22 protein-coding genes are annotated in these 21,782 nt (G+C 62.8%); 15 read left to right on the top strand and 7 right to left on the bottom strand.

Features of this window, described 5'->3' with window-relative positions; all coding sequences use genetic code 11:
* Positions 1-36: 36 nt before the first annotated feature.
* From ACNQOP_RS04240 to ACNQOP_RS04205, 8 genes are all read left to right on the top strand, one after another.
* Entirely contained in the window at positions 37-462 is a 426-nt protein-coding gene (locus tag ACNQOP_RS04240) for a CoA-binding protein (protein WP_235521288.1), read from the top strand.
* Positions 463-524: 62 nt separating this feature from the next.
* On the top strand, positions 525-1,388 hold the full coding sequence (locus ACNQOP_RS04235; protein ID WP_416403428.1) for a polysaccharide deacetylase family protein: 864 nt from the start codon (positions 525-527) through the stop codon (positions 1,386-1,388).
* A 73-nt stretch (positions 1,389-1,461) separates the two neighbouring features.
* A complete protein-coding gene (locus tag ACNQOP_RS04230) occupies positions 1,462-1,872 on the top strand; it encodes an MmcQ/YjbR family DNA-binding protein (RefSeq protein ID WP_235521282.1) in 411 nt (136 codons plus the stop codon).
* A gap of 96 nt (positions 1,873-1,968) precedes the next feature.
* On the top strand, positions 1,969-2,427 hold the full coding sequence (locus tag ACNQOP_RS04225) for a hypothetical protein (protein ID WP_416403427.1): 459 nt from the start codon (positions 1,969-1,971) through the stop codon (positions 2,425-2,427).
* 174 nt (positions 2,428-2,601) lie between these two features.
* Entirely contained in the window at positions 2,602-4,011 is a 1,410-nt protein-coding gene (gene ngcE / locus ACNQOP_RS04220) for an N-acetylglucosamine/diacetylchitobiose ABC transporter substrate-binding protein (protein WP_284985258.1), read from the top strand.
* A gap of 5 nt (positions 4,012-4,016) precedes the next feature.
* On the top strand, positions 4,017-5,033 hold the full coding sequence (locus ACNQOP_RS04215; protein WP_235521276.1) for a carbohydrate ABC transporter permease: 1,017 nt from the start codon (positions 4,017-4,019) through the stop codon (positions 5,031-5,033).
* Positions 5,033-5,926 carry a carbohydrate ABC transporter permease gene (locus ACNQOP_RS04210; RefSeq protein ID WP_416403426.1) on the top strand — a complete coding sequence of 298 codons (894 nt, stop codon included), beginning with the start codon at positions 5,033-5,035 and terminating at the stop codon, positions 5,924-5,926. Before ACNQOP_RS04215 ends, ACNQOP_RS04210 begins: the two co-directional genes overlap by 1 nt.
* A 118-nt stretch (positions 5,927-6,044) precedes the next feature.
* Entirely contained in the window at positions 6,045-6,365 is a 321-nt protein-coding gene (locus ACNQOP_RS04205) for a putative quinol monooxygenase (protein ID WP_416403425.1), read from the top strand.
* Between the two features lie 54 nt (positions 6,366-6,419).
* On the opposite strand, the gene ACNQOP_RS04200 is transcribed toward ACNQOP_RS04205, so the two are convergent.
* From ACNQOP_RS04200 to ACNQOP_RS04175, 6 genes are read right to left on the bottom strand one after another with little or no spacing between them, the layout of a single operon-like run.
* Positions 6,420-6,944 carry a flavin reductase family protein gene (locus tag ACNQOP_RS04200; RefSeq protein WP_284985260.1) on the bottom strand — a complete coding sequence of 175 codons (525 nt, stop codon included), beginning with the start codon at positions 6,942-6,944 and terminating at the stop codon, positions 6,420-6,422.
* A 1-nt stretch (position 6,945) separates the two neighbouring features.
* Positions 6,946-7,317, bottom strand: coding sequence for a cupin domain-containing protein (locus ACNQOP_RS04195; protein ID WP_416403424.1), 372 nt, complete (start codon positions 7,315-7,317; stop codon positions 6,946-6,948).
* 2 nt (positions 7,318-7,319) lie between these two features.
* A complete protein-coding gene (locus tag ACNQOP_RS04190) occupies positions 7,320-8,786 on the bottom strand; it encodes a 4-hydroxyphenylacetate 3-hydroxylase family protein (RefSeq protein WP_416403423.1) in 1,467 nt (488 codons plus the stop codon).
* The gene (locus ACNQOP_RS04185) at positions 8,786-9,478 is read right to left on the bottom strand and encodes a DUF2848 family protein (RefSeq protein WP_284985263.1); all 693 of its coding nucleotides are present in this window, start codon (positions 9,476-9,478) and stop codon (positions 8,786-8,788) included. Before ACNQOP_RS04185 ends, ACNQOP_RS04190 begins: the two co-directional genes overlap by 1 nt.
* Positions 9,479-9,488: 10 nt before the next feature.
* Positions 9,489-10,283 (bottom strand): carbon-nitrogen family hydrolase, encoded by a 795-nt coding sequence (locus tag ACNQOP_RS04180; RefSeq protein ID WP_284985265.1) that lies wholly within the window; start codon positions 10,281-10,283, stop codon positions 9,489-9,491.
* Positions 10,280-11,623: an MFS transporter gene (locus tag ACNQOP_RS04175; protein WP_284985266.1), complete on the bottom strand. Its 1,344-nt coding sequence runs from the start codon at positions 11,621-11,623 to the stop codon at positions 10,280-10,282. The genes ACNQOP_RS04180 and ACNQOP_RS04175 overlap by 4 nt, the downstream gene beginning before the upstream one ends.
* A gap of 230 nt (positions 11,624-11,853) precedes the next feature.
* Between ACNQOP_RS04175 and ACNQOP_RS04170 the strand changes: the two genes are divergently transcribed.
* The gene (locus ACNQOP_RS04170; protein WP_284985267.1) at positions 11,854-12,495 is read left to right on the top strand and encodes a GntR family transcriptional regulator; all 642 of its coding nucleotides are present in this window, start codon (positions 11,854-11,856) and stop codon (positions 12,493-12,495) included.
* Here ACNQOP_RS04170 and ACNQOP_RS04165 read toward each other — a convergent pair.
* On the bottom strand, positions 12,492-12,785 hold the full coding sequence (locus ACNQOP_RS04165; RefSeq protein WP_416403422.1) for a DUF503 domain-containing protein: 294 nt from the start codon (positions 12,783-12,785) through the stop codon (positions 12,492-12,494). The two genes, ACNQOP_RS04170 and ACNQOP_RS04165, sit on opposite strands and share 4 nt — an antisense overlap.
* A 159-nt stretch (positions 12,786-12,944) precedes the next feature.
* Between ACNQOP_RS04165 and ACNQOP_RS04160 the strand changes: the two genes are divergently transcribed.
* From ACNQOP_RS04160 to ACNQOP_RS04135, 6 genes are all read left to right on the top strand, one after another.
* Positions 12,945-14,936 carry a hypothetical protein gene (locus tag ACNQOP_RS04160; protein ID WP_416403421.1) on the top strand — a complete coding sequence of 664 codons (1,992 nt, stop codon included), beginning with the start codon at positions 12,945-12,947 and terminating at the stop codon, positions 14,934-14,936.
* On the top strand, positions 14,926-16,614 hold the full coding sequence (locus tag ACNQOP_RS04155; protein WP_416403420.1) for an ArnT family glycosyltransferase: 1,689 nt from the start codon (positions 14,926-14,928) through the stop codon (positions 16,612-16,614). The genes ACNQOP_RS04160 and ACNQOP_RS04155 overlap by 11 nt, the downstream gene beginning before the upstream one ends.
* The gene (locus tag ACNQOP_RS04150) at positions 16,614-18,572 is read left to right on the top strand and encodes a glycosyltransferase family 2 protein (RefSeq protein ID WP_416403419.1); all 1,959 of its coding nucleotides are present in this window, start codon (positions 16,614-16,616) and stop codon (positions 18,570-18,572) included. The genes ACNQOP_RS04155 and ACNQOP_RS04150 overlap by 1 nt, the downstream gene beginning before the upstream one ends.
* 120 nt (positions 18,573-18,692) lie before the next feature.
* Complete coding sequence (locus ACNQOP_RS04145; RefSeq protein ID WP_416403418.1) at positions 18,693-19,871, top strand: GGDEF domain-containing protein; 1,179 nt, start codon at positions 18,693-18,695, stop codon at positions 19,869-19,871.
* Complete coding sequence (locus tag ACNQOP_RS04140; protein ID WP_349470713.1) at positions 19,868-20,365, top strand: hypothetical protein; 498 nt, start codon at positions 19,868-19,870, stop codon at positions 20,363-20,365. The genes ACNQOP_RS04145 and ACNQOP_RS04140 overlap by 4 nt, the downstream gene beginning before the upstream one ends.
* Positions 20,362-21,780: a putative bifunctional diguanylate cyclase/phosphodiesterase gene (locus tag ACNQOP_RS04135; RefSeq protein WP_416403417.1), complete on the top strand. Its 1,419-nt coding sequence runs from the start codon at positions 20,362-20,364 to the stop codon at positions 21,778-21,780. Before ACNQOP_RS04140 ends, ACNQOP_RS04135 begins: the two co-directional genes overlap by 4 nt.
* Positions 21,781-21,782 lie beyond the last annotated feature (2 nt).

The following is a 21,782-nucleotide window of genomic DNA, read 5'->3' as shown; positions in this document are numbered from 1 at the left end:
CAACTGCCCGGTTGTGCGCAGGAGTAGGCTTAGGGCATGATGCACGTCAACGATCCCGCCGTCGTGGAGCGGTTGATGCGAACAAAAGGCACGTGGGCCATCGTGGGCTTGAGTAGCAATGAGTGGCGCTCCGCCTACGATGTTTCGCTGTACGTCCGGGACACGATGGGCATGGAGATCATCCCCATCAACCTCAAGGGCGAGGACGTGCACGGGGAAAAGGGGTATAAAACCTTGGCTGACATTCCGCCCGCCAAACACCCCATCGACGTCGTGGATTGCTTCGTCAACTCCCAACGCGTGGGGGCCGTGATTGACCAGGCGATTGCGATCGGCGCCAAGGCTGTTTGGCTGCAACTTGGCGTCTTTGACGACCAAGCAACGCAGCGTGCCAGGGACGCAGGACTGGACGTCGTGGTGAACTCCTGCCCGGCACGTGAAGGTTGGCATTACGGCCTGTGATCCCGGGACGGGTTACTCTGCTAGATTGCTGCTGACTCATCTTTCAGCCCCGGGAGACAGCCATGACTGGCGACCACTCTGCAATGCCATTTTCCTTGCCCAGTAGGCGGGCCCTCCTCGGTGTTGTGGGCGCCTCGGTGGTGGCCGGGCTCACGGCTTGCACTCCCGCTGAAGGGGCAGAAAGTACGACGACGGCGCTGACGCCGGATGCCGCCGTCGGGTCGCCCGAGGTTCCGGCTGCGACGCCGACGCCGACTGCGGCTGCGACGCCGACGCTTGCCGCGACTAAGCGAATCCGGCGGAGTTTCATCCCGGACTACCAATTGCCGCCGATTGTCGGCGGGCTCGCGCCGGTGATCACCAAGATCCCCACCAAGCACCCGATCGTGTTCCTGACCATCGATGACGGGAACATCAAGACCCCGGAATCCGTGACGCTCATGGCGGAGTACGACTACCCGGCCTCACTGTTCCTCACCAAAAACACCATTGCCGACAACCCTGCGTTCTTCAATGCCTTCAAGGCCCAGGGCAGCCTGGTGGAGAACCACACGGTGACGCACAACATCAACATGGTGCGGCAGTGGGGCTATCAGCAGCAGCTGGACGACATAGTGGGGATGCAGGAGTATGCGGTCCAACAGTATGGCCGCAAGCCCACGCTGTTCCGGCCACCCGGCGGAGCCTACTCAAACGCGATGCGGCAGGCCGTGGCGGCTGCGGGCCTGAAAGCGGTGGTCACGTGGGAGGCAAAGGCAAACGCCGGAAAGATGGACTACCAGGTGGGGGACTCGCTGCGTCCGGGCGACATTGTCCTGATGCATTTCCGGGCCGAGTTTGCAGCGGACCTCGCTGCATTCCGGGCCGCCCAGCTGGCGGCGGGGCTGGAAGTGGTGTTGTTGGAGGATTTCCTGGGCGTCGCGTAGGGCGCCCGTAGGGCGTCGGGTAAGCGTCGCAATAGGGCTCGCACCGGAGCCGTCCCGCCAGTAGGCTCACTCCATGGATGTTTCCCGTTTGCGCGAGATTTGCCTGGGCTTCCCTGGCGCTTTCGAAGACTTTCCGTTTGGCCCCGAGGCCTCCGTCTTCAAGGTCCGCTCAGCTGTTGCCGGCGGGGCGCGGCACGAGGCCAAGATGTTTGCCCTGTCCTACATGGACCCGGACAACTGGTCGGTCAGCCTCAAATGTGAACCGGCGCTGGCCGAACAGCTCAGGGCGGCCCATCCGGAAATCACTGGTGCCTGGCACATGAACAAGACCCATTGGAATGGTGTCCGGCTGGACGGCGCCCTCCCGGACGACATGGTCCGGGACATGGTGGAGGACTCCTACGACCTGGTGGTGGCCACCCTCAGCCGCAAGCAACAGGAACAGCTGGGGTGGGCCAGGCTGGCCGCTCCACGCGGGAAGTAACACCCTCATAACAGCCCTCCCCATGCTGCTGACATGGGGATAGATTGATACTGCATACCTTGAGACCACAGCCATGGGCTGGTCAGGAGCAGTTTGATGCTGGATCAGAAGACGCTTGACCACTTGTGGAACTTTGGCGATCCGGCGGCTTCCGAAGCCAGGTTCCGTGCCGCCATGGTTGAGGAAATGTACGACGCTGATGAGCGGGCTGAGCTTGCCACCCAGCTTGGGCGGGCCATCGGGTTGCAGGGTCGTTTTGAGGAAGCTGACGCGCTCCACATGCTCTCCATCGCCGACTCCGGCAACGCCGAGGTCTGGATGCGGAGCGGCTTGGAATATGCGTCCTCCGCCCACGATGAGCGAACCAAGCGCTGGATGATTGCTTTGCACGCGGGCTTGGGGTCGTTTCTGCGCGGTAAAAACCGTCTCACGGAAGCCATGGTGGAGTTCCAATTGGCCGAACAATGGGCGGAAAGACTGGGAACTGAGCGGCAGAGGGCGCTCGCCCGGGAGGCGATCACGGAGTGTGGAAAGGCCCTCGCGGAGGGTCCGTAGAAAGATCACGCTTTGACAAATGTTGATCGAAACTGCCGCGAAATATTGATTTTCGATCATTCGTGGTGAATTATGTCACAGAAGGTTGGTGCTGCCAGAGCGCCAACCCAGACTGTCTGACTGAACGGTTCCTGCCGCAACAGTCGACACTACGAGTCACTGGAGGGTTTAGAAATGAACGTTCAGCACCAGTCCGTTGGTCGCCGTGGATTCCTGCGCGGAGCACTCGCCGCAGCTGTCCTCGTTCCTATGGGGGGAACCATTGCTTCCTGTGCTGCGGGCGGCGGTGGAACATCCGCCGGTCCTACAGGAACGGTCTCCGACACCAACCCGTTCGGCATGGCTGACAAGGCCACCCTGGACGCCGTGATCTTCAAGGGCGGCTACGGCATCGACTACGTCGAGTTCGCGGGCAAGCTCTTCGAAAAGAACCACTCGGGTTCCACGGCCAAGATTGCCCCGTCCACCGACATCGCCCAGGAACTGCAGCCGCGCTTTGTTGGTGGCAACCCGCCGGACCTGATCGACAACTCCGGTGCAAAGGCCATTGGCTTCAGCACCATCCTCGCCCAGCTCGAGGACCTCACGCCCCTTGTTGAGGCCAAGAACCTCGAAGGCAAGGTCATCAAGGACACCCTGTACACCGGCGTACTGGCTCCAGGCACCTTCGACGGCAAGCTTGCCGCCTTGAACTACGTGCTCACCGTCTACGCAGTGTGGTACTCGGATTCCCTCCTCAAGGAAAACGGTTGGACCGTTCCCAAGACCTGGGATGAGATGTACGCCCTCGGCGAGCAGGCCAAGGCCAAGGGCAAGTACCTGTTTGTCTGGGGCAAGGAAGCGGCCACGTACTACCAGGAACTGGCCATCGCGTCCGCCATCAAGGAAGGCGGCGACGAGGTCCGCCTCGCCTTGGAGAACCTCAAGGCCGATTGCTGGTCGCACCCGGCCATCCAGTCCGTCTTCACTGCGCTGGACAAGATCGTCAAGGCCGGCTTCTTCAAGCCGGGCGGTTCGGGCACCCAGTTCACTGCCGCCCAGGCACAGTGGAGCAACGCGCAGGAAGCCGTGTTCTACCCCTCGGGTTCGTGGATCGAAAACGAAATGAAGGACCAGACCAAGGCCGGCTTCAACATGATGGGCACACCCGCTCCGTCCGTGACTGCCAGCCCCAAGATGCCGCAGACTGCACTTCACAGCGCTGCAGGCGAACCGTTCATTGTCCCCTCGCAGGGCAAGAACGCTGCCGGCGGCAAGGAACTGCTCCGCATCATGCTCTCCAAGGAAGCAGCCACCAACTTCGCCAAGACCAAGCTGGCGCCGACCATCGTCAAGGACACCGTTCCGGCCGATGGCTTTGGTTCAACCGCCCTGGTTTCGCAGACGAAGATGCTCAGCGATGCCGGTGAGCACATCTACACCTGGAACTTCATTGACCTGTACGGCACCAACAAGGACCAGCTGGTTGTCTGGAACACCTTCCTGGATGGCAAGTCCGACGTCGCGACGCTGACTTCTGCACTCCAGAACATCACCGACAAGGTCCGTAACGACAGTTCGGTCAAGAAGATCGAAGTGAAGTGACTTCAGTGAAAACTCAGCAGAGCCGGAACGGCGACGGCCTGGCCGCCGTCGTTCCGGCGACCGCCCCACCGCAGGTGATCAAGCGGCGGCGGAAGCCGTTGACGTGGGACAAGGTCAGTTTCTTTGCGGTATTCCTCGGACTGCCGCTGGCGATCTACCTGTTGTTCGTGATTTGGCCCTTTATCCAGGCTTTTGGCTACTCATTGACTGACTGGTCGGGCTTCTCGCCCAACCAGAACTTCATCGGCCTTGAGAACTACGCCAAGATCTTCACTGACGACATCTTCATGAAGGCCATGGGGAACAACATCCTCCTGGTCATCTTCCTCCCGATCATCACCATCATCCTGAGCCTGGTACTTGCGTCCCTGGTGACGGTTGGCGGCAGCAGCAAGGGCCAGATCAAGGGCCTGCGCAACTCCAGCTTCTACCGTGTGGTCTCGTTCTTCCCGTACACCATCCCCGCCATCGCGATCGGCATCATGTGGGGGCAGATCTACGACCCCTCGGGAGGGCTCCTTAACGGCATCCTCACCGGGGTGGGCCTGGACCAGTTCAAGGATTTCGCCTGGTTGGGCGATAAGAACACCGCGATGATTGCCACCATGTTCGTGATCGTTTGGGGCTTCGTGGGCTTCTACATGGTGCTGTTCGTGGCTGGCATCAAGGGCATCCCCGCCGAGCTTTTCGAAGCCGCGAGGATCGATGGCGCCGGTAGGTTCCGCACCGCTGTGTCCATCACCATCCCGCTGATCCGCGACAACATCCAGACGGCCTACATCTACATGGGCATCCTTGCATTGGATGCCTTCGTTTACATGGCCGCGCTGAACTCCGGCGGTGGTCCGGACAACTCCACGCTGGTGATGGCGCAGCAACTGTTCTTCACCGCCTTCAGCAAGGGGCAGTTCGGACTCGCAAGCGCCATGGGCGTTGTGCTTGCCATCGCGACCCTGATCTTCTCCGGCCTGGTCTTCGCGGTCAACAAGCTCACCGGCGGCGATAAGGATGTGAGCCTGTAATGAGTACCAAAGTTTCGACACCCGAGATGATGTCGCTGCACTTCCAGCCGCGGACACCGGCCACCTCGACGGGCGACAAAGTGGTGGGAGCCGTTTCGCACACGGCGTTGACCATTTGGACGCTCATCGTCATCCTGCCGCTCCTGTGGACCTTCATGTCCTCCTTCAAGACGTCCAGCGAGATCTTCGCATCACCGTTCTCCTTGCCGGCCGAATGGAAGCTGGACAACTACGTCAAAGCCTGGAGTGAAGCCGGGATCGGCAGTGCGTTCCTGAACTCGGTGATTGTTGTGGCCGTGGCTTTGGTGATCGTGATGGTTCTGGGTGCCATGTGCGCCTACGTCCTTGCCCGCTACACCTTCCCGGGCAGCAGGGCCATCTACTACCTGATGCTTGCCGGCCTTACCTTCCCGATCTTCCTGGCCATGGTGCCGTTGTTCTTCGTCCTGAAGAACATGGGCTTGCTGAACACCCTGCCCGGGCTGATCCTGGTCTATGTTGGCTTCGCGCTTCCGTTCACCGTGTTCTTCCTGTTCTCCTTCTTCAAGTCGCTGCCCCACGAAATCACCGAGGCCGCAGCCCTTGATGGAGCAGGGGAGTGGCGGACGTTCTTCCAGGTCATGTTGCCGATGGCCAAGCCGGGCCTCGCCTCGGTTGCCATCTTCAACTTCCTGGGCCTGTGGAACCAGTTCCTCATCCCGGTGTCCATCAACGCTGCCGGTCCGCGTGTCCTCTCCCAGGAACTCGCGGCCTTCGCCGGCCAGATGGGCTACGCGGTGGACTACGGTGCGCTGTTCGCGGCCGTAAGCGTCACAGTCATTCCGGTGCTCATTGTCTACGTGATCTTCCAGCGCCAGCTGCAGGGTTCCGTATCGCAGGGCACCTCCAAGTAATTCAACCAAGCCAAAAACAGCGTTCGACGGCGGTCCCCACCTTCCGGTGGGGGCCGCCGTCGGGCGTTAACTCTGAAAGACTGGAACGGATCAGTAGTCCAACGAAAGGCAGCAGCCCGTGATCTTCATTGTGGTTAAGTTCAACGTCAAGCCTGAGTGGTCCGAGCGTTGGCTGGACCTGGTGGCCGACTTCACCGAAGCGACCCGCGCCGAGCCCGGCAACCTGTGGTTCGACTGGTCCCGCAGTGTGGAGAACCCGAATGAGTTCGTGCTGGTGGAAGCATTCCAGGATGACGCGGCCGAGGCACACGTCAACAGCGAGCACTTCAAGAAGGCCATGGCGGACATGCCCCAGGCCCTGGTAGAGACTCCCCACATCATCAGCCGGCAGTTCGAAGGCAGCGGGTGGGACCGCATGGGCGAGCTGACCATCGACTAGGCGTACAAAGAGGTGCCCGGCTCATCGAGCCGGGCACCTCTTCGTTAACAGGGTCTAGAACATCCAGGGAATCTCTGCGTGGCCGAAGTCCGAGAATGAGCCGAAGCGGCCGGCCTTGAACGCGAGCACCTCGCCGTCCCGGTCCCGGCACGTGGTGACCTGGCCGAAGAAGACCTGGTGATCCCCGACGTCGTACTGCTGCACCACGCTGCAGTCCGCCTGGGCGAGGGCGCCCTTGATGACCGGAAGGCCGTTGTCGGTGATGTCGAAGTCGCCGTCGCCGAAGCGGTCGCCGCCCCGTACAGCGAAACGCCGGGCCACCGACTCCTGCTTTGCGCCGAGGATGGAAACGGCGAACTTGCCGCTGCCCATCAGCGCCTCACCGGTCCGGGTGCCGAAGTTCAGGGAGATCATCAGGATGGGTGGTTCCAGGCTGATCGAGGTCAGCGAACTGATGGTCATCCCGTATTGCTCGCCCTCGTGTTGGGTGGTGACCACGGCGACGCCGGTGAGGAAGCGGCCCATGGCGCGGCGCATCCCCATGGCATCGGGGATGGTGAAGGCTGGTGCCAGGCTCATGTCAGTTGCTCCGCTCGGTTTGTGCCGGATCGGTGTAGTACCGGACCTCAAACATCTTGGCGCCGTTCTCGGATACCCACGGCCCGTGCTCCATTCCCGGGGGACGGGTTGCCCAGTCGCCGGCCTTGAACGTCTTGCCGAGGCGCTGGTCCACGAACGAGCCCTCGAAGATGAAGACCTCTTCCCAGAAATCATGCGTGAGGACGCCGTTGGGGGAAGTGTCCGTTCCGGGCTCGAACTTCAGGATGCGGGTGACACTGTCGTTGTCCGAATCCCGCGCCAGGATGGCCTCGGACAGGCCCTCGATGTGCGGGTTGCAGGGTGCGAAGTCCACCGATGAGACGGGGGTGAACTCGAATTCGGGCTTTGCCATGGTTAGATTCCTTCCGGTGCGGAGTCGATGCCGTAGGAACCAAGGAACGTGTCCAGTTCGGCGACCAGTGCGTCGTAGCCATAGTTCCGGTAGGTGTAGGCTCCACGGACCACGAACGGTGCCCCGGCATAGAACATCTCGTACTGTTGGTGACGGCCGGCGAACTCCGAACCGATGATGTCCCAGGCGAGCTTGAAGAGCTTGACGCGTTCCTCGCTGCTGACTCCGGGGGACTGGACGTAGCGTTCCATGTCCGGCCGGGTCACGCTGCTGGTCATGTCGGCGACGCTGGAGGGCAACTGCAGGACGCCGCCGCCCACCAAGTCCCGGAGGATCGAAATCACTCGCGGGTACGTTTCGGACTGCAGGCCCATGGCCCCGTACAGTGCACTCTTTCCCGGGACCCTCATACCGGCGTCGTCCGTTGTGGCCGTGTATTCCGAGGCGAGGACGGCCGACTCAACCGACTGCACGATCGCGGCCAGCTCGCCGAGCTTCTCCTGAACGCCGGGAATCTTGTCCGTGCCGTTCACCCGGGTGACCTTGCGGGCCACGGAGGCGATGAACTTCAGCTTGGTGGAGAAACGGATCTGGGCCTGCCAGTTGCCTAGGGCGTGGGCGCCGGTGTCGAAGAACTGGCGGCGCAGGGTGTCGATGTTCCGGTTAATGAAGACGCGGTCCCAGGGGATGAGGACGTCGTCGAACACCACCAAGGCATCTGGCTCGTCGTAGTGGCTGGTCAGCGGGTAGTCGAAGTCGCTGGTGGCAGCCGGTGCGAAGGGGCGGCGGCAGTACAGCTTGAGGCCGTCAGTGGCAACCGGGATGGCGAAACTGACGGCGAAGTCCACGTCGTCCGGGCCCAGCGGTTTGATGCAGGTGACGAAGACTTCATCAGCGATCGCGGCACCGGTGGCGAGCATCTGCGAACCGCGGACAATGATGCCTTCGTCGGTTTCACGCACGACGCCGACCTGAAGGTACTCGCCTTCCCAACCGGACGCTGTGGTTGCGCGGGAAACCTGCGGGGGAATGATCGCGTAGGAAAGGTACAGGTTTTCGGACAGGATCTTCTTGTAGTACCGCTCCACGTTGCCGGCGAAGTCGCGTTCCTCGTTCTTGAAGACGTCCGCGTGCGATCCGAAGGCGGCAAAGAAGGTGCCAACGTGGTCAGGGCTCCGGCCCACCCACCCATGGGTGTGCTTGGCCCACTTCTCGATGGCCTCGCGGCGCAGCACCAGTTCTTCCTGGGTGCGGGGAGCAGCGAAGGTGCGGTTGGCCGGGCCGTCAATTTCTTCGGAGTGGAACTGCATGCCGTTGGCGGGATCGGCTGCGATGTCGAACAGCTCGGACATGGTGTGGGCAACCTTCGCGAAGGCCGGGTGTTCCAGGACGTTGCCGACCACCTCGCCGTCGAGGATCACTGTCCGGCCGTCGTTCAGGGACTTCAGGTACTCTTTTCCGGTCCTCATCAGAGTGAGCCTTTCTTGATTTTGTAGTTATGTTCAATGGTGGTCCCATTCGGGAAGGAGAGCTCCAACTTCCAGGAAGTTCCGTCAACAAACTTTCCGTTCAGCAGCGGCAGGGTTCCGCCGAGGCACATGAAGTCGGCTTCACCGATGTCCGTGCGGGCCAAAAGGCGTTCGACGACGTCCGCCGGCTTCCGCAGGCCGCTCAACGGGCCTTCCTGGTACAACTCGCCATCCACCCAGGAGCGTGCAGTGCACTGGTCAAGGTCGAGGTTCTCCAAGGATTCGACGGCGATCACCTCACCGGCGACCGGCTTGGGGCACGCTCGCTTGGAATCGCCGATGTCCGTGGCTTCGATGTCACGGTCGGTGTGGTCGGATCCGATGCCCAGGTAGAACTTCCCCTCGTGGCGGATGTAGAGGGGTTCGATCTCACCGGAGGTCAGGTTCTCCGACGCGTCATGCTCGCCCGAGGTCTCGAACAGGTCAGAGTCCATGCGGTAGAACATAGGCACTTCCGGCGGTGGTGCTACTCCGATGGCCGCCAGTTCATCGATGTGGTGTTGGACTGCTTCAGGATCACGGCCTGTGTAGCCGGCCACCACTCCGTGGAAATCCGTGAGAGTGATTGTTTTTTCCGTTCCCACCACCCTGAAAGTGAGTGGGACTTGCCTTGTTGTTTGCTGTGTTTGCATTTATTTTCCTCTAGACAGTCAAGGTGTCGTATGCGGCGAGGCGGTCGCCGATGACGGGAAATTCGGTGCGGACTGCGCTCACTTGCTGCGGGTCGATGTCCACCATGAGCACGGCTTCTCCGGAGTCCGCTTCGGCGATAACTTTGCCTGCGGGGTCCACCACCCTGCTGTGGCCGCCCAGCTCGGCACCTTCCTGGCTGCCGGCGGCGTTGCAGGCAATCACGAAGATCTGGTGCTCCACGGCCCGTGCAGTGGTGAGCAGGCGCCAGTGTTCCCGCCGCGCTGCAGGCCAAGCTGCGGGGACGATGACGATCTCCGCACCCCGGGTGCTCAGCTCCATCCACAATCCGGGGAAGCGGAGGTCGTAGCAGGTGATGCCCGCTACGGCACCGAACGGCAGCTGGACAACAGGCAGTGATGACCCTGCCGTGAGCAGGCTCGCCTCCTTGGACTTGTAACCGAAGACGTGGACCTTCCGGTACGTGTGGACCACGCTGCCGTCCGGTCCCAGCAGGATGGAGGTGTTGCTGAGCCGGCCGTCCTCGTGGGCTTCAATGATGCTGCCGAGGTGGAGGTGGACGCCCAGGTCCGCGGCCACCCGTGCGCACATGGACACCGTGGGCCCGGTGAGTGTTTCCGCCAGGGCCTGGTATTCATCGAAATGGAAGTAGCCGGCGCTCCAAAGTTCAGGAAGGACTATCAGCTCGGCGCCCTTGATGCCCCGCAGGATGGCTTCGACGCGGTCGATCCGCTCTTCACGTGTTTCGGAGTCGGGGCTGGCTACCTGGACCAGTGCGATTTTCATGCTCGGTCCTCATCCAGGTCGCTGAGCCGCAGGCCCTTGGTTTCCTTGGCGAACATCACAGAGACCATGGAGATCAAGCCCATGGCGGCGAGGTAGATTCCGATCGCGTAACCGGTGCCGAAAGCGCTGTACAGGGCCAGGGCGATGATGGGGGACAACGAGCCGGCGATCAGCGAGGCAAGGTTGTAGGACACGGAGGTACCGCTGTAGCGCACATCGGTGGGGAAGAGCTCGGAGAAAAAGGCTCCGATGACCGAGCTGTACGCTGCGAAGATCAGCAGTCCACCCACTGCGGCGGCGATGATGCCCCACAGTTGCCCGGTGTTCAGCAGGAAGAAGAAGGCGAAAGCCCAGACCACGGTGGCAATGGAGGCGCCGATCAGGATTGGTTTGCGGCCGACTTTGTCCGCGTAAAGGGCCAGGATGGGAATGGCGACCACTGCCACGGCCTGGCCGATCATGACGGCGGTGAGGCCTGTCTGCCTCTGCAGCCCCATGATCTGGGTGACGTACGTGATGATGAACAGGGAGTAGATGTAGAAGCCTGCGTTCTCGCCCATGCGGCTGCCCGTGGCGATGAGGATTTCCCGCCAGTTGCGGCGGAAAAGGATGGCCAGCGGCATCTTGCGTTCCGGGCTGCCTTCGGCTTCGCGCTTCCGCTGTGCTTCCTTGAACAGCGGAGTCTCCTGGACGTAGAGCCTCAGGACGAGGCCAATGATTACCAGCAATGCAGACAATCCGAAGGCGATGCGCCAGCCCCAGGCCAGGAATTCGCTCTCGGGCATGGTGGCGGCCAGTATGGCCAGGACACCGGCTGCCATGAGGTTGCCGAGGGGCGGTCCCATGTTGGGCCAGGAGGCCCAGAAGGCGCGACGCGCACTTTCGTTGCTGTGTTCGGAGACGAGGAGGACCGCGCCGCCCCATTCGCCACCGAGGGCAAATCCTTGAATCAGGCGGAGGAGCAGAAGGAGCAGTGGAGCGGCCACGCCGATCGCAGCGTAGGAGGGAATGAAGGCGATGAGGGTGGTGGCTACGCCCATGAGCATGAGGCTGGCCACCAGGGTGGCGCGGCGTCCGTACTTGTCGCCGAGGTGCCCCAGGACGATTGCTCCGATAGGCCGGGCCAGGAAGCCCGCCGCAAACGTTCCGAGGGCCAGCATGGTGCCCACCAGGGGATCATCCGTGGGGAAAAAGAGTTTGTTGAATACCAGTGCAGCGGCAGTTCCGTAGAGAAAGAAGTCGTACCACTCGACGGCGGTACCGGCCAGGCTCGAAGCAGCCACGACGGGCAGGCTGGAATGCTTCTGCTGCCTCAGTTCTGCTTTCTTCAAATCGGTCATAGTGGGGATCCTTTTGCGGTTGGGACAGGGGGCTCTGGGGAACAAGCCCGGGAGGTCCCAGGAAATTGAGGGGTTCCGTACGTGAGCGGAGTCACTGGGAAACCGTCACTGAACAACACTGTAGACGGGCTGTATACAACCTGTCTATATTTATGGAAGAAGTTTCTTGGAGGTATTAGGGACGGCCCTGAATGCAACTCGTATACTGGGCTTCGCGAGAAAGGCTCTGCATGATCCAGATGACCCCAGCTGCACAATCGCAGCCGGAAGTGGCGTACCAGTGGATGAAAAGCTATATCGCGGCCCTTCCCCGCGACGAGGAAACATTCCTCAACGAGGGAGTCCTGGCCAAGACCACGGGCACCTCCCGCACCCCGGTACGCGAAGCCCTGCTCCGGCTCGAAGCCGAAGGATTCGTCAAGCGCATCCCGCACAAAGGCGCTTATGTCCCACCGATCTCGGACCCGGACGTCCGCGCCATTTTGCAGGCCAGGTCCGTGGTGGAGAAGTGGGCTGTCCAGTCGCTCGAATCCATGGCGGAAGCCCAGATCGACGCCTTCCAGGGCATCATCGACCAACAGCGCGAAGCGAAGAAGGATCCCTCGAGGTTCATCGAGTTGGATACCGAGTTCCACACACTGATGGTCCGTGCAGGTGGCAACCCCGTCCTCGCCGACTTCTACGCCTCGCTACGGCAAAAGCAACTGAGGATCGGCGTCAAAGCCGTCTCCCGGGGGACGGACCGCGCCGGCGATGTGCTCCGCGAGCATCAGCTCATAGTGGACGCCCTGCGCAGCCGGAGCCTCGACGCAGCGCACCAGGCCATCGATTCCCACCTGGAATCCACGCGACTGGCCGTCATCGGCTACTAGTCCTCGCTGTGCAGCTCCCGCTGGCGGGCGCTCAGCAGCTCAAACTCGGGCCGGGCAGCCACGAACCGTTCAACGGCGTCGAGCACTTGCTGAAGGTGGGCGTGATCCGGAGCCACCAGCGCCGCGCCGATCAGTGCGCGACGATGCTGGTCCTGGAAGCCGGTCTCTGCGGCCGAAACCTCGAAACGCCGTTTCAATTCCGCCACCAGGGGCCGCAGCAGCGAGCGCTTTTCCTTCAAGCTATGGACATCGCCCAAGAGGACGTCGAACTCGATCCAACCTATCCACATGGTTCATTATCACCGCAGGTCAGCGTGATGGAACCGTGAGGACTTGATGGAATCTTGAGGAAATGCAGTAACGCACCTTGAGTTGGGGTTGGCAGTGTCTATGAGGTTGGCCCAAAAGGCTGACGGACTCATTCGCTGCTAGTTACCAGGACTGACATCGTGCCCTTAGCCCCTGCCCGAACCCGAACCCGACCCCATACCAAGTCCCGTGCCGCGGCGGTAACGCTCGCGTGCGCTGCCGCTTTGGCCCTGTCTGTGGCCACCATTCCGACGGCAGTCGCTGCGCACTCCCAGGGATCAACCCTGAAGGCATCGTCCAGCGTTTCTGCCCTCGCCGGGCAGTCGGAGCAGGTCCTGGTGGTTCCGGTGGCTACGGGCCTGGAGCCCACGCGGGTCAAGGGAACAATCGTGGTGTCCGGGAAGCCGGAGGGCACAGTCCGTGCAACGGTCAACGGCCGTGTTGTGCTGGAGACTGCCGCTGCTGCCAGCATTGCCCTCGATGCTGTTGCCAGCAGCGCCGACGTGCTGGACCAGCAACTGACCGTGGGCCTGCAGATCGTCCCCGCAACCCAGACCATGTGTGTGCTCTCCAACGCCACGGCAACCCTGAACAACATGGTGGTGGACTTCAGCGGGACCGCCAAGGCACCCACCACAGTGGGTGAGTTCTTCCCGGCGTCCGTGCCCGCCGTCGTTCTTCCCGTCCCGGCCGATCCGGGCTCCGATGTGTCGGCGGCCATCATGACTGCCTCGGCAGCGATGTCGCACCGTTACCCGGACGCCGCAGTCACTGTGGTTCCGGAAGGCGAGCTGGCGGCGCGCGTGGCAAACCTGCCCGCGGGTAGCCGGATCCTCAGCGTCGTGGCCGACCAGGGCGAGGTTGGCACCAAGCTCACCACCACCGCCGGACTGCCGCAGCTGGTCCTTAGCGGCCACGAGGAACAGCTCCGTACCGCGGCCAGGGCCCTGGCCAGCGACAAGACCGCGCTCGCGGTGACACCCTCGGTCACCGGCCTGACCTCGGCGCTGCCCGCCGCGCAGGGCCTGACCCAGAGCATCAAGGACCTCGGGAGCACCACGCTCAAGCTCTCGGGCTATGGCACCCCGGAATCGTATGTTGGTGTCTCGCAGTCACAGTTCGGCGGGCCTGTATCCTCGGTGAAGGTCCAGCTCAAGGGAACCCACACGGCCGTGCCAAATAACGCCCAGGCGCAGCTTTCGGTCTTCTGGAACGACTACCTGCTCAGTTCCAGGAACCTCGACGGCGGCGACACCTTCAGTGTGGACGCTGAGGTTCCAGCCGGCCAGCTCCAGGCGAAGAACGGCTTGCGGATCCGGCTGGCAGCACTCCCCGCCGGCGGCGATTGTTCTGGACCGGCAGGCGTCATGCCCATGGAAGTCACAGTGGATACGGCGGGCAGCACCGTGACGGCTGTCCGCGGGGACTCCACCAAGGCCGGCTTCGCGCGGTTCCCGCAGGTTTTGGGCCAGAGCGTTCCGGTAGCTTTCGGCGACGGGAACGCCCAGGCGAACACCCTCAACGCCGCCACCTTGATCGCTGCCCTCCAGCGGGACAGTGCCTCGCTGCTGGACACCCGGGTGGTGGGCATCGATTCATTGGCCGGATCGAGTGAATCCGGGCTGGTGGTGGGTGCCACGGCAGAGGCAGCCAACAAGCTCTCAGCACCCCTGCGTTTGGCGGAGTTCCGCACGATCTCACCTGACGACGTCGAATATGGAGTTGGCGTGTCCGCCCCCTATGGCGTGTTGGAAGCTTTTGAACAGGGCGGCCGCAACCTGCTGTTGCTGGGTGCATGGGCCCCCGAAGGCGACGCCGCGGCAGCTGCCACGCTCCAAGGATCGCTGGCCGCGCATGTGGGCGGGGTTGAAGGCGGCTGGGGTTCACTGTCCCGCAACCTCCTGGTGACGCAACCGTCCGGTACGCCGGTGTTGTTGGAGAGCAACGTCGTTGTTCCGCAGAAGGCTGTCACCGATGACTACCGTCCGTACGCCTGGTGGATCGGCGGAGCCGTACTGGTCCTCGGGCTCGCGTTTGCGCTGCGCACCCTGCTGGCCAGGAGGCATGCCAAGGAAGCGCAGGCCTACGTGGATGCGGAGCTGAAATCTTCCGAACCGGGCCATGGCAACTAGCCTCGCCACGCGTCGTGCCGGCCACCGGAAGGAGGCAGTGCCTGCGGCCCTGGGTTTGCTCGCCCGGGCATGGGAACGGCTCGACGCTCCGGTTGCCGGCCGCAAGGTTCCGGGGACCAGGATCGTCGCACTCCTGTCGGCCGTGGTCGGTTACCTCGCCTGCCTGTACACGATCGGGCACGGCACCAACCTGGACTATTCCGACGCCCAGAGCCACCTGACCATCGCCCGCCGGATTTTCGACAGCAAGGCTCCGGGCTTCGAGCAGTTGGGAACGGTCTGGTTGCCCATGCCGCACCTGCTGCTGGCGCCATTCGTGGTGAACATGTGGTTGTTCAGCACGGGCTGGGCGGCCGGGCTCCTGGGAATCCTGGCCTTGTCAGCCACCACAACGGGCCTGTACCTGATTGCAGCCCGGCTGGGGTTGGGGCGGGCCGGCCGACTGGCCACCACTCTGGTTGTCCTGGCCAACCCCGCGGTCCTGTACGTCTACACCACGGCCCTCACCGAGCCCGTGCTGATCATGTGCATCGTGGGCGGCATGGCAGGCCTGGCGCATTGGGCAACCAGCCGTCGCCGCATGAGCGCTGGTGAACTCGCTGTCTTCGCCGGCATCCCGTCGGCGGCCGCCGTGCTCTCGAGGTACGAAGGCTGGGCGCTGGTCATGACCGGGACCCTGTTCGTGCTCATTGTCGCCAAACGCCGCACTGGCGCCTGGCGCGAGGCACTCATCATGGCCGGTGGTTACGTGATGATTCCCGCAGCCGCCGTGCTGTGGTGGATTTCCTACAACTGGGCCATCTACGGCAACCCGCTGGAGTTCATGTTCGGGCAATACTCTGCCTACGCCCAGCAGAAGAACATCACCGACGGCGGCCTGTTGCCTACCAAGGGCAACCTGGGACTGACGCTGACTACTTTCCATTGGTCGCTGCTGGAGACAGCCGGCGTCCTGGTCCTCGCGATGGCGGCGTGCGGCGCCGTCGTGCTTGTCTTCAGGCGGGGATTCGCGAACAGTACCTTGCTGGTGGCGGTGACCGGCAGTGCTTACGCCTTTGCGTTGCTGAGCCTGTTCCTGGGCCAAACCGCGATCAACAACGACCATTCGTTGCCGTCCACGTGGTGGAACAACCGATTCGCACTGACGGCCCTGCCGCTGGTGGCGATCCTCGTGGCTGTGTTCGTCCAGGACATCACGCGGGCCCGGCGGTTCAGGCCTTGGGTGGTCGGTGCTTTGCTGGCAGGACTGGTGGGGCAGAACCTGTGGTGGAATGTGGACCCGACTGCTCGCCTGGCAGTTCTGGCAGAAGGCCGGATGTCCGCGGAATCCACCACCAATTCAACCGCTGCAGCGCGCTGGCTCAACGCCCATTATGAGTCCGGAGGAATCCTCATGGATGAAAGCGCCCGCGGCAATGCGATCCTCCCCGTCATGGGAATTCCCCTCAAGGAAATCTACAACCGCGCGTCCGGCGACTACTTTGCCCCTGCTCTGGAGGATCCGGCGAAGTACGCCAAGTGGGTCTTCGTTAATGTGGAGGCAGGCTCAGGTGCCCGCGATTCCGGCCCCACCGACCTGGTGTACCAGGCCATGGTGAAGGACCCCGGATTCAACGTGCGCTACTCAGTCGCTTTCTCCACGCCAACACACCGGATCTATGAAAGGTCCTCACACTGATGACACCTCCATCCCACGTTGCGGAGCAGCGGCTGAACCGGAAGTCGATCGGCCAGACACTGCTCGAAGCCGGGCTCGTGACCCCCGAGCAACTCCAGAGGGCACTTGACCGGGCCGCAGCTGAGGGTGGGCTGCTCGGCCGGCACCTGATCCTGGAAGCGGGGCTGGACCGCCGTCGGATTTATGAAGTGCTGGCCCAGCAGTGGCAGGCTCCCTTGGTTGACCTGGTGGCTGAACCGGCGGATGACGCACTCATGGAGATGCTCGGTTACAGCGAGCTCGGCGAACCGTTCTGGTTGCCCTGGCGGATGGAAGGCGATGTCCTCACCATAGCCACTGCAGTGGCACCCACGGACGCCATTGCGCATGAAGCAGCCTTGACGTTCGGGGCCGCCGCCGTCGAGTTCCGCACCACCACCGACTGGGACATCAACCAATCCATCCAGCGATCGTTCCGTCGGCACCTTCTCTATGAATCGGCTGAACGCCTCGCCGAAGAGCGTCCGGGGGAATCTGCGCGCACGGCCCTGACGCGGTGGCAGCGAATCCTGCCGGTGGTCCTCGTGGCAGGCATCGTGGCGGCGTTCGTGGTGTCCCCGCTGACCGCCGTCGTGGTGCTGCTTGCAGCGGCCAACATCGTGTTCCTGGTCAGCATCGGCTTCAAGTCACTGGCGAGCCTCCGCCGGCCCTTCGACACCCTGCATGAGGCCGCAGTGGCCAAGGCCAGGAACAAGGAACGGGCCAGCCGTGGACTCCCACCCGTGGCGGAAGAGCGGGTTCCTGACGCTGACCTGCCCATCTACACCATCCTGGTTCCGGTGTTCCGCGAGGCCAACATCATCGATAAACTCCTGGTCAACCTTGGGCAGCTGGACTACCCGCGCTCCAAGCTCGACGTCCTTGTGCTCCTGGAAGAGGACGACGCCGAAACCATCGCCGCCGCGAAAGCTTCCAGGCCGCCGGAGTACGTGCGCATCCTGATCGTGCCCAAGGGCGAGCCGCAAACCAAGCCCCGTGCCTGCAACTACGGGCTGACTTTCGCCCGGGGGGAGTACGTGGTGATCTACGACGCCGAGGACCGTCCGGATCCGGGCCAGTTGCGGGCATCCATCGCAGCGTTCAAGAAGGACGAGTTCGAGCGGCAACACCTCAACCCGGACCGCAAACCCCTCATCTGTGTCCAGGCAGCCTTGAACTATTTCAACGCAGACCAAAACGTCCTCACCCGCATGTTCACCATCGAATACACCCACTGGTTCGACTCCATGCTTCCCGGGCTGGACAACTCCGGGATTCCCCTGCCGTTGGGAGGGACCTCCAACCACTTCGTCACCTCCTTGCTCAAGGAAGTCGGTGCGTGGGACCCCTGGAACGTCACCGAGGATGCCGACCTGGGACTCCGTGCCGCCGTGGAGGGATACCGGGTGGGCGTCATTGACTCCACCACGTGGGAAGAAGCCTGCTCGCAGGTTCCCGCCTGGATCAAGCAACGCACCCGGTGGATCAAGGGCTACATGGTGACCTCCGCCGTCAACACAAGGAACTCGCTGCGGTACATCAAGAGCACAGGGATCGCCGGCACCATCGGCTTCCTCGGCCTGATCCTGGGAACACCGCTGGCATTCCTCGCCTACCCCCTGGTGGTCGGGTTCACCGTGGTCACGTACATCGGCTACGACATCGTTGGATTGGTACTGCCCCAATGGCTGCTGGTGGGTGGCGTGGTGTCCATGCTGTTCGGCAACGCCATGATGATCATCGTCTCCGGTATCGCCACGCTGCGGCGCCACGGCTGGCGGATAGCCATCTTCGCGTTGTTGAACCCTTTCTACTGGGTGCTGCACTCGGTGGCCGCTTGGCGGGCCGCGTGGCAGATGCTGACCAGTCCCCACAAGTGGGAGAAGACACCGCACGGCCTGGAAGCTGAATTCCACGACGACGGCCACTGGGCCGGGTGAGAATCCGCCCTGAACCCAGGGATCTTGAGCCAATCTTGAGGTAATGCCGCAGTTGGGTTGAGCGAGCCACATCACACTGGGCTCAAAGGCCGAAGCATTACCAGCTGAGGGGGTTGGGCGATGGTTCTCGATGCATTCTCTGTACGGGTTGCCTTGGGCGTGGTCACACTGACGCTCTTCGCGCTTTTCTGCGCATCTTTCTACCGCACCCGCTCACCCTACGCAGGCTGGTGGAGCATTGCCCTGCTGGAATTCATGGTGGGCAACGCGGCGTTCCTCCTCAACGGCACCACCCATCAGCAGTGGGCCAACCCGGCGGGGAATGTCCTGGTGGTAGCTGGCGCATTCAGCGTCTGGGCCGGAGCGAGGTCGTTGCGGGACCTCAAAACAGCGCCGTGGCAGCTGGCAGCGGGCCCCGGCATCACGGCCGTTGCCTCTCTGCTGGAGGAACCTGGAACCAATGTGTGGTCCGGGGGCTTCGTATACCTGGCCATGATGACAGCGGGCATTGCACTGGCGGCCAGGGACCTCTGGCTCATCAAGTCTTCCCACTCCCAGGCGCATAAGGCACTTTCGCTGGCCGCTGGCCTGCTGGCCCTGTACTACTTGGGCCGCTGGGCCGTCTACGCCATGGAAGGTCCCGCCAGCGCTACTTTCCGCACATACTTTGGGCCCGCACCATCCGGGCTGGTGTCCATGGTCCTGCTGGTCACCGTGTCCTTCAGCATGACGGCACTGACCAGCGACCAGCTCATCAAGGGGCTTAAGGAACGGGCCACCCGGGACCACCTGACGGGCCTGCTGAACCGTGGAACCTTCCTGGACCTCGCCACTGGCGAACTCAAACGCTTGCGTGCCACCGAGTCCAACGTCGCGATTATCCTGGCGGACCTGGACCACTTCAAAGCCGTCAACGATGAGCATGGACACGGCACCGGGGACGTCGCCCTTAAAGCCTTCGCAGCTGCCTGCACTGCCTCTGCCAGGTCCACCGACCTCATAGCCCGTTACGGTGGCGAGGAATTCATCCTCTTCCTCCCGGGGGCCACCCAGGAACGGGCCGAGAACATCGCCGGCGAGATCAGTCGCCGCATGGCCGCCACGGCCGTCCCGGAAGGTGTCACGTTTCCCACGATCAGTTATGGCGTCACGTCCAGCCCCAACGCTGCCGCGGACCTCAATTTCATGATCGAGGTAGCGGACGCGGCCCTGTACAGCGCCAAAGCACAAGGAAGAAACCGGATTGTCGGAGCAGACCGCCTGCAGGCGGCCGTTATCGCGGATGAGGCACGATCATGAATGAACTCACCACCAGGATCCAGATCCAGCACAACCACGAGTTGTCCGCTTTCAGGCAGGACATCACCAGCGCACCGTACCAAGGGGCGGCAATTCCGTCCCTGAATGCCGGCCGCCGGTCAGTGCGGATGAGTCCCGTCCAGTCGGTCGAGGACGGAAACGCCAACCTGACCATAGTGGCCGACGTCGAAGGACTCGCCCGGTTCACGGCCGACAAAGGTCTCAAGGGCAGTTGCATCACAGTGTCCATCGCAGGGCACCGCCGCAACACAGGCAGCCGCGTCCACCTGCCGTTGGCCGAATGCGACGCCTGGATCGAAGCCATCCTGGGCGGGTCCTGGATCACCCACGTTTACCGGGCAGGGTACAAGGCAGAACCGGACGGCCGGCTGGACATCGCATCCTACCGCCTTTTCCTGGACGAGCGCAGGAATCCCGTTTCCAAACCACAGGCAGTTGCCGACACCACGTTGCGCCGCCTGGAAGAGTCGTGACCAGCATTTCGTCCGGCTCTCCAGCAGGCCTGGACCCCAGGATCGGCAGGCTGGAACGGCACATCCAGGCCCTGATGGAGGAACTGCACCAGGCTCGCTACGAACAGCGTCGGGACACCCTGACCGACGCCCTGACCGGGGTGGGCAATCGCCTGGTGTTGATCAACGCCTACAACGATGCGCAGGCTGCCACGGCCCAAGGTGCCGCACCGCCAGCGCTGCTCCTCCTGAACCTGGACGGGTTCAAGGCACTGAAGAACTCCGCCGGCCATGCCGCCGCGGACCAGATCCTGGTGACGGTGGCCATGCGCATCAAGTCGGCCGTCCGCGATAACGACGTCGTCACCCGCCTGGGCGGCGACGAGTTCGCCGTGCTGTTGCCGGCCACCCCGCAAAGCCGGGCCACCGCCGTCGGGAACCGCATCCTTGCCGCCCTGGAACCAAACATCGACCTGGGAAACAACTCCGTCCGGTGCGGGGCGAGCATGGGCCTGCGGATCGCCGAAGCACACCACAGCGCCGAGGACCTCCTCCAGGAAGCCGACCTGGCCATGGAGGAATCGAAAAACGAGGGCCGGAACAAGCTCAAGGTGTTCGACCCGGGAACGCTGCACGCCCGGCAGCTTCAACGCCAGATCGTGGGGGAACTCCGCGACGCCATTCGTTCGGAGCAACTGGTCTTGTATTACCAGCCGATTGTGGAGCTTGCCACGGGTCGGATCGAGGGAACCGAGGCATTGGTCCGCTGGAACCACCCCGAGCATGGCCTCATCATGCCGGACCAGTTCATTCCGGTGGCCGAAGCCACGGGCCTCATTGCTGAGCTGGGCCGTTGGGTCCTCAGGACGGCTGTGCGGCAACTGCGCGAGTGGCGGCAGGATCCGGCCACCGCGGGCCATGACTTTTCCATGCGGATCAACGTCTCCGCCGCGGACCTGCAAAGCCTTGAGTTCGTGGACGACGTCAGCGAGGCCCTGGCGGAGGAGTCCCTGGCTCCGGAGTCTTTGGTGCTTGAGCTAACGGAGAGCGCCATCATCCACAACAACGAACTGGACCGTTACACTTTGGCCAGCTTGCAGAGGCTGGGAGTGGGACTGGAAATCGACGATTTCGGCGCAGGCTATTCGTCCATGGGCTACCTCCGGAAACTTCCCGTGGACCGCGTGAAAGTGGACCGTCAGTTCGTGAAGGAACTGGGCAAGGACTCCACGCAGCTCGGCTTCCTTGCTGCCATCCAGCAGGTGATCCGCTCCTGCGGCCTCGACGGTATCTGGGAGGGTATTGAGACGGCCGAGCAGGCTGAAGCCCTTCTAAGCATTGGCTGCACCAGCGGCCAGGGCTACTATTTCGGCAAGCCGTTGCCGGAGGCCGAGTTCACGGCCCAGCTGGCCCGACAGGATGCCTGGCCGGCTTAAAG

The organism is Arthrobacter sp. LFS091 (genome assembly GCF_047977885.1).
Taxonomy (GTDB): Bacteria; Actinomycetota; Actinomycetes; order Actinomycetales; family Micrococcaceae; genus Arthrobacter.
This window is presented reverse-complemented; position numbering and strand designations above follow the sequence as displayed.

What these genes read in the sequence shown, in the direction of transcription:
- ACNQOP_RS04240 (WP_235521288.1), top strand. Translation starts at nt 37, where the DNA reads ATGATGCACGTCAACGATCCCGCCGTCGTGGAGCGGTTGATGCGAACA.
- ACNQOP_RS04235 (WP_416403428.1), top strand. Translation starts at nt 525, where the DNA reads ATGACTGGCGACCACTCTGCAATGCCATTTTCCTTGCCCAGTAGGCGG.
- ACNQOP_RS04230 (WP_235521282.1), top strand. Translation starts at nt 1,462, where the DNA reads ATGGATGTTTCCCGTTTGCGCGAGATTTGCCTGGGCTTCCCTGGCGCT.
- ACNQOP_RS04225 (WP_416403427.1), top strand. Translation starts at nt 1,969, where the DNA reads ATGCTGGATCAGAAGACGCTTGACCACTTGTGGAACTTTGGCGATCCG.
- ngcE (WP_284985258.1), top strand. Translation starts at nt 2,602, where the DNA reads ATGAACGTTCAGCACCAGTCCGTTGGTCGCCGTGGATTCCTGCGCGGA.
- ACNQOP_RS04210 (WP_416403426.1), top strand. Translation starts at nt 5,033, where the DNA reads ATGAGTACCAAAGTTTCGACACCCGAGATGATGTCGCTGCACTTCCAG.
- ACNQOP_RS04200 (WP_284985260.1), bottom strand. Translation starts at nt 6,944, where the DNA reads ATGAGCCTGGCACCAGCCTTCACCATCCCCGATGCCATGGGGATGCGC.
- ACNQOP_RS04195 (WP_416403424.1), bottom strand. Translation starts at nt 7,317, where the DNA reads ATGGCAAAGCCCGAATTCGAGTTCACCCCCGTCTCATCGGTGGACTTC.
- ACNQOP_RS04190 (WP_416403423.1), bottom strand. Translation starts at nt 8,786, where the DNA reads ATGAGGACCGGAAAAGAGTACCTGAAGTCCCTGAACGACGGCCGGACA.
- ACNQOP_RS04185 (WP_284985263.1), bottom strand. Translation starts at nt 9,478, where the DNA reads ATGCAAACACAGCAAACAACAAGGCAAGTCCCACTCACTTTCAGGGTG.
- ACNQOP_RS04180 (WP_284985265.1), bottom strand. Translation starts at nt 10,283, where the DNA reads ATGAAAATCGCACTGGTCCAGGTAGCCAGCCCCGACTCCGAAACACGT.
- ACNQOP_RS04175 (WP_284985266.1), bottom strand. Translation starts at nt 11,623, where the DNA reads ATGACCGATTTGAAGAAAGCAGAACTGAGGCAGCAGAAGCATTCCAGC.
- ACNQOP_RS04170 (WP_284985267.1), top strand. Translation starts at nt 11,854, where the DNA reads ATGATCCAGATGACCCCAGCTGCACAATCGCAGCCGGAAGTGGCGTAC.
- ACNQOP_RS04165 (WP_416403422.1), bottom strand. Translation starts at nt 12,785, where the DNA reads ATGTGGATAGGTTGGATCGAGTTCGACGTCCTCTTGGGCGATGTCCAT.
- ACNQOP_RS04155 (WP_416403420.1), top strand. Translation starts at nt 14,926, where the DNA reads ATGGCAACTAGCCTCGCCACGCGTCGTGCCGGCCACCGGAAGGAGGCA.
- ACNQOP_RS04150 (WP_416403419.1), top strand. Translation starts at nt 16,614, where the DNA reads ATGACACCTCCATCCCACGTTGCGGAGCAGCGGCTGAACCGGAAGTCG.
- ACNQOP_RS04145 (WP_416403418.1), top strand. Translation starts at nt 18,693, where the DNA reads ATGGTTCTCGATGCATTCTCTGTACGGGTTGCCTTGGGCGTGGTCACA.
- ACNQOP_RS04140 (WP_349470713.1), top strand. Translation starts at nt 19,868, where the DNA reads ATGAATGAACTCACCACCAGGATCCAGATCCAGCACAACCACGAGTTG.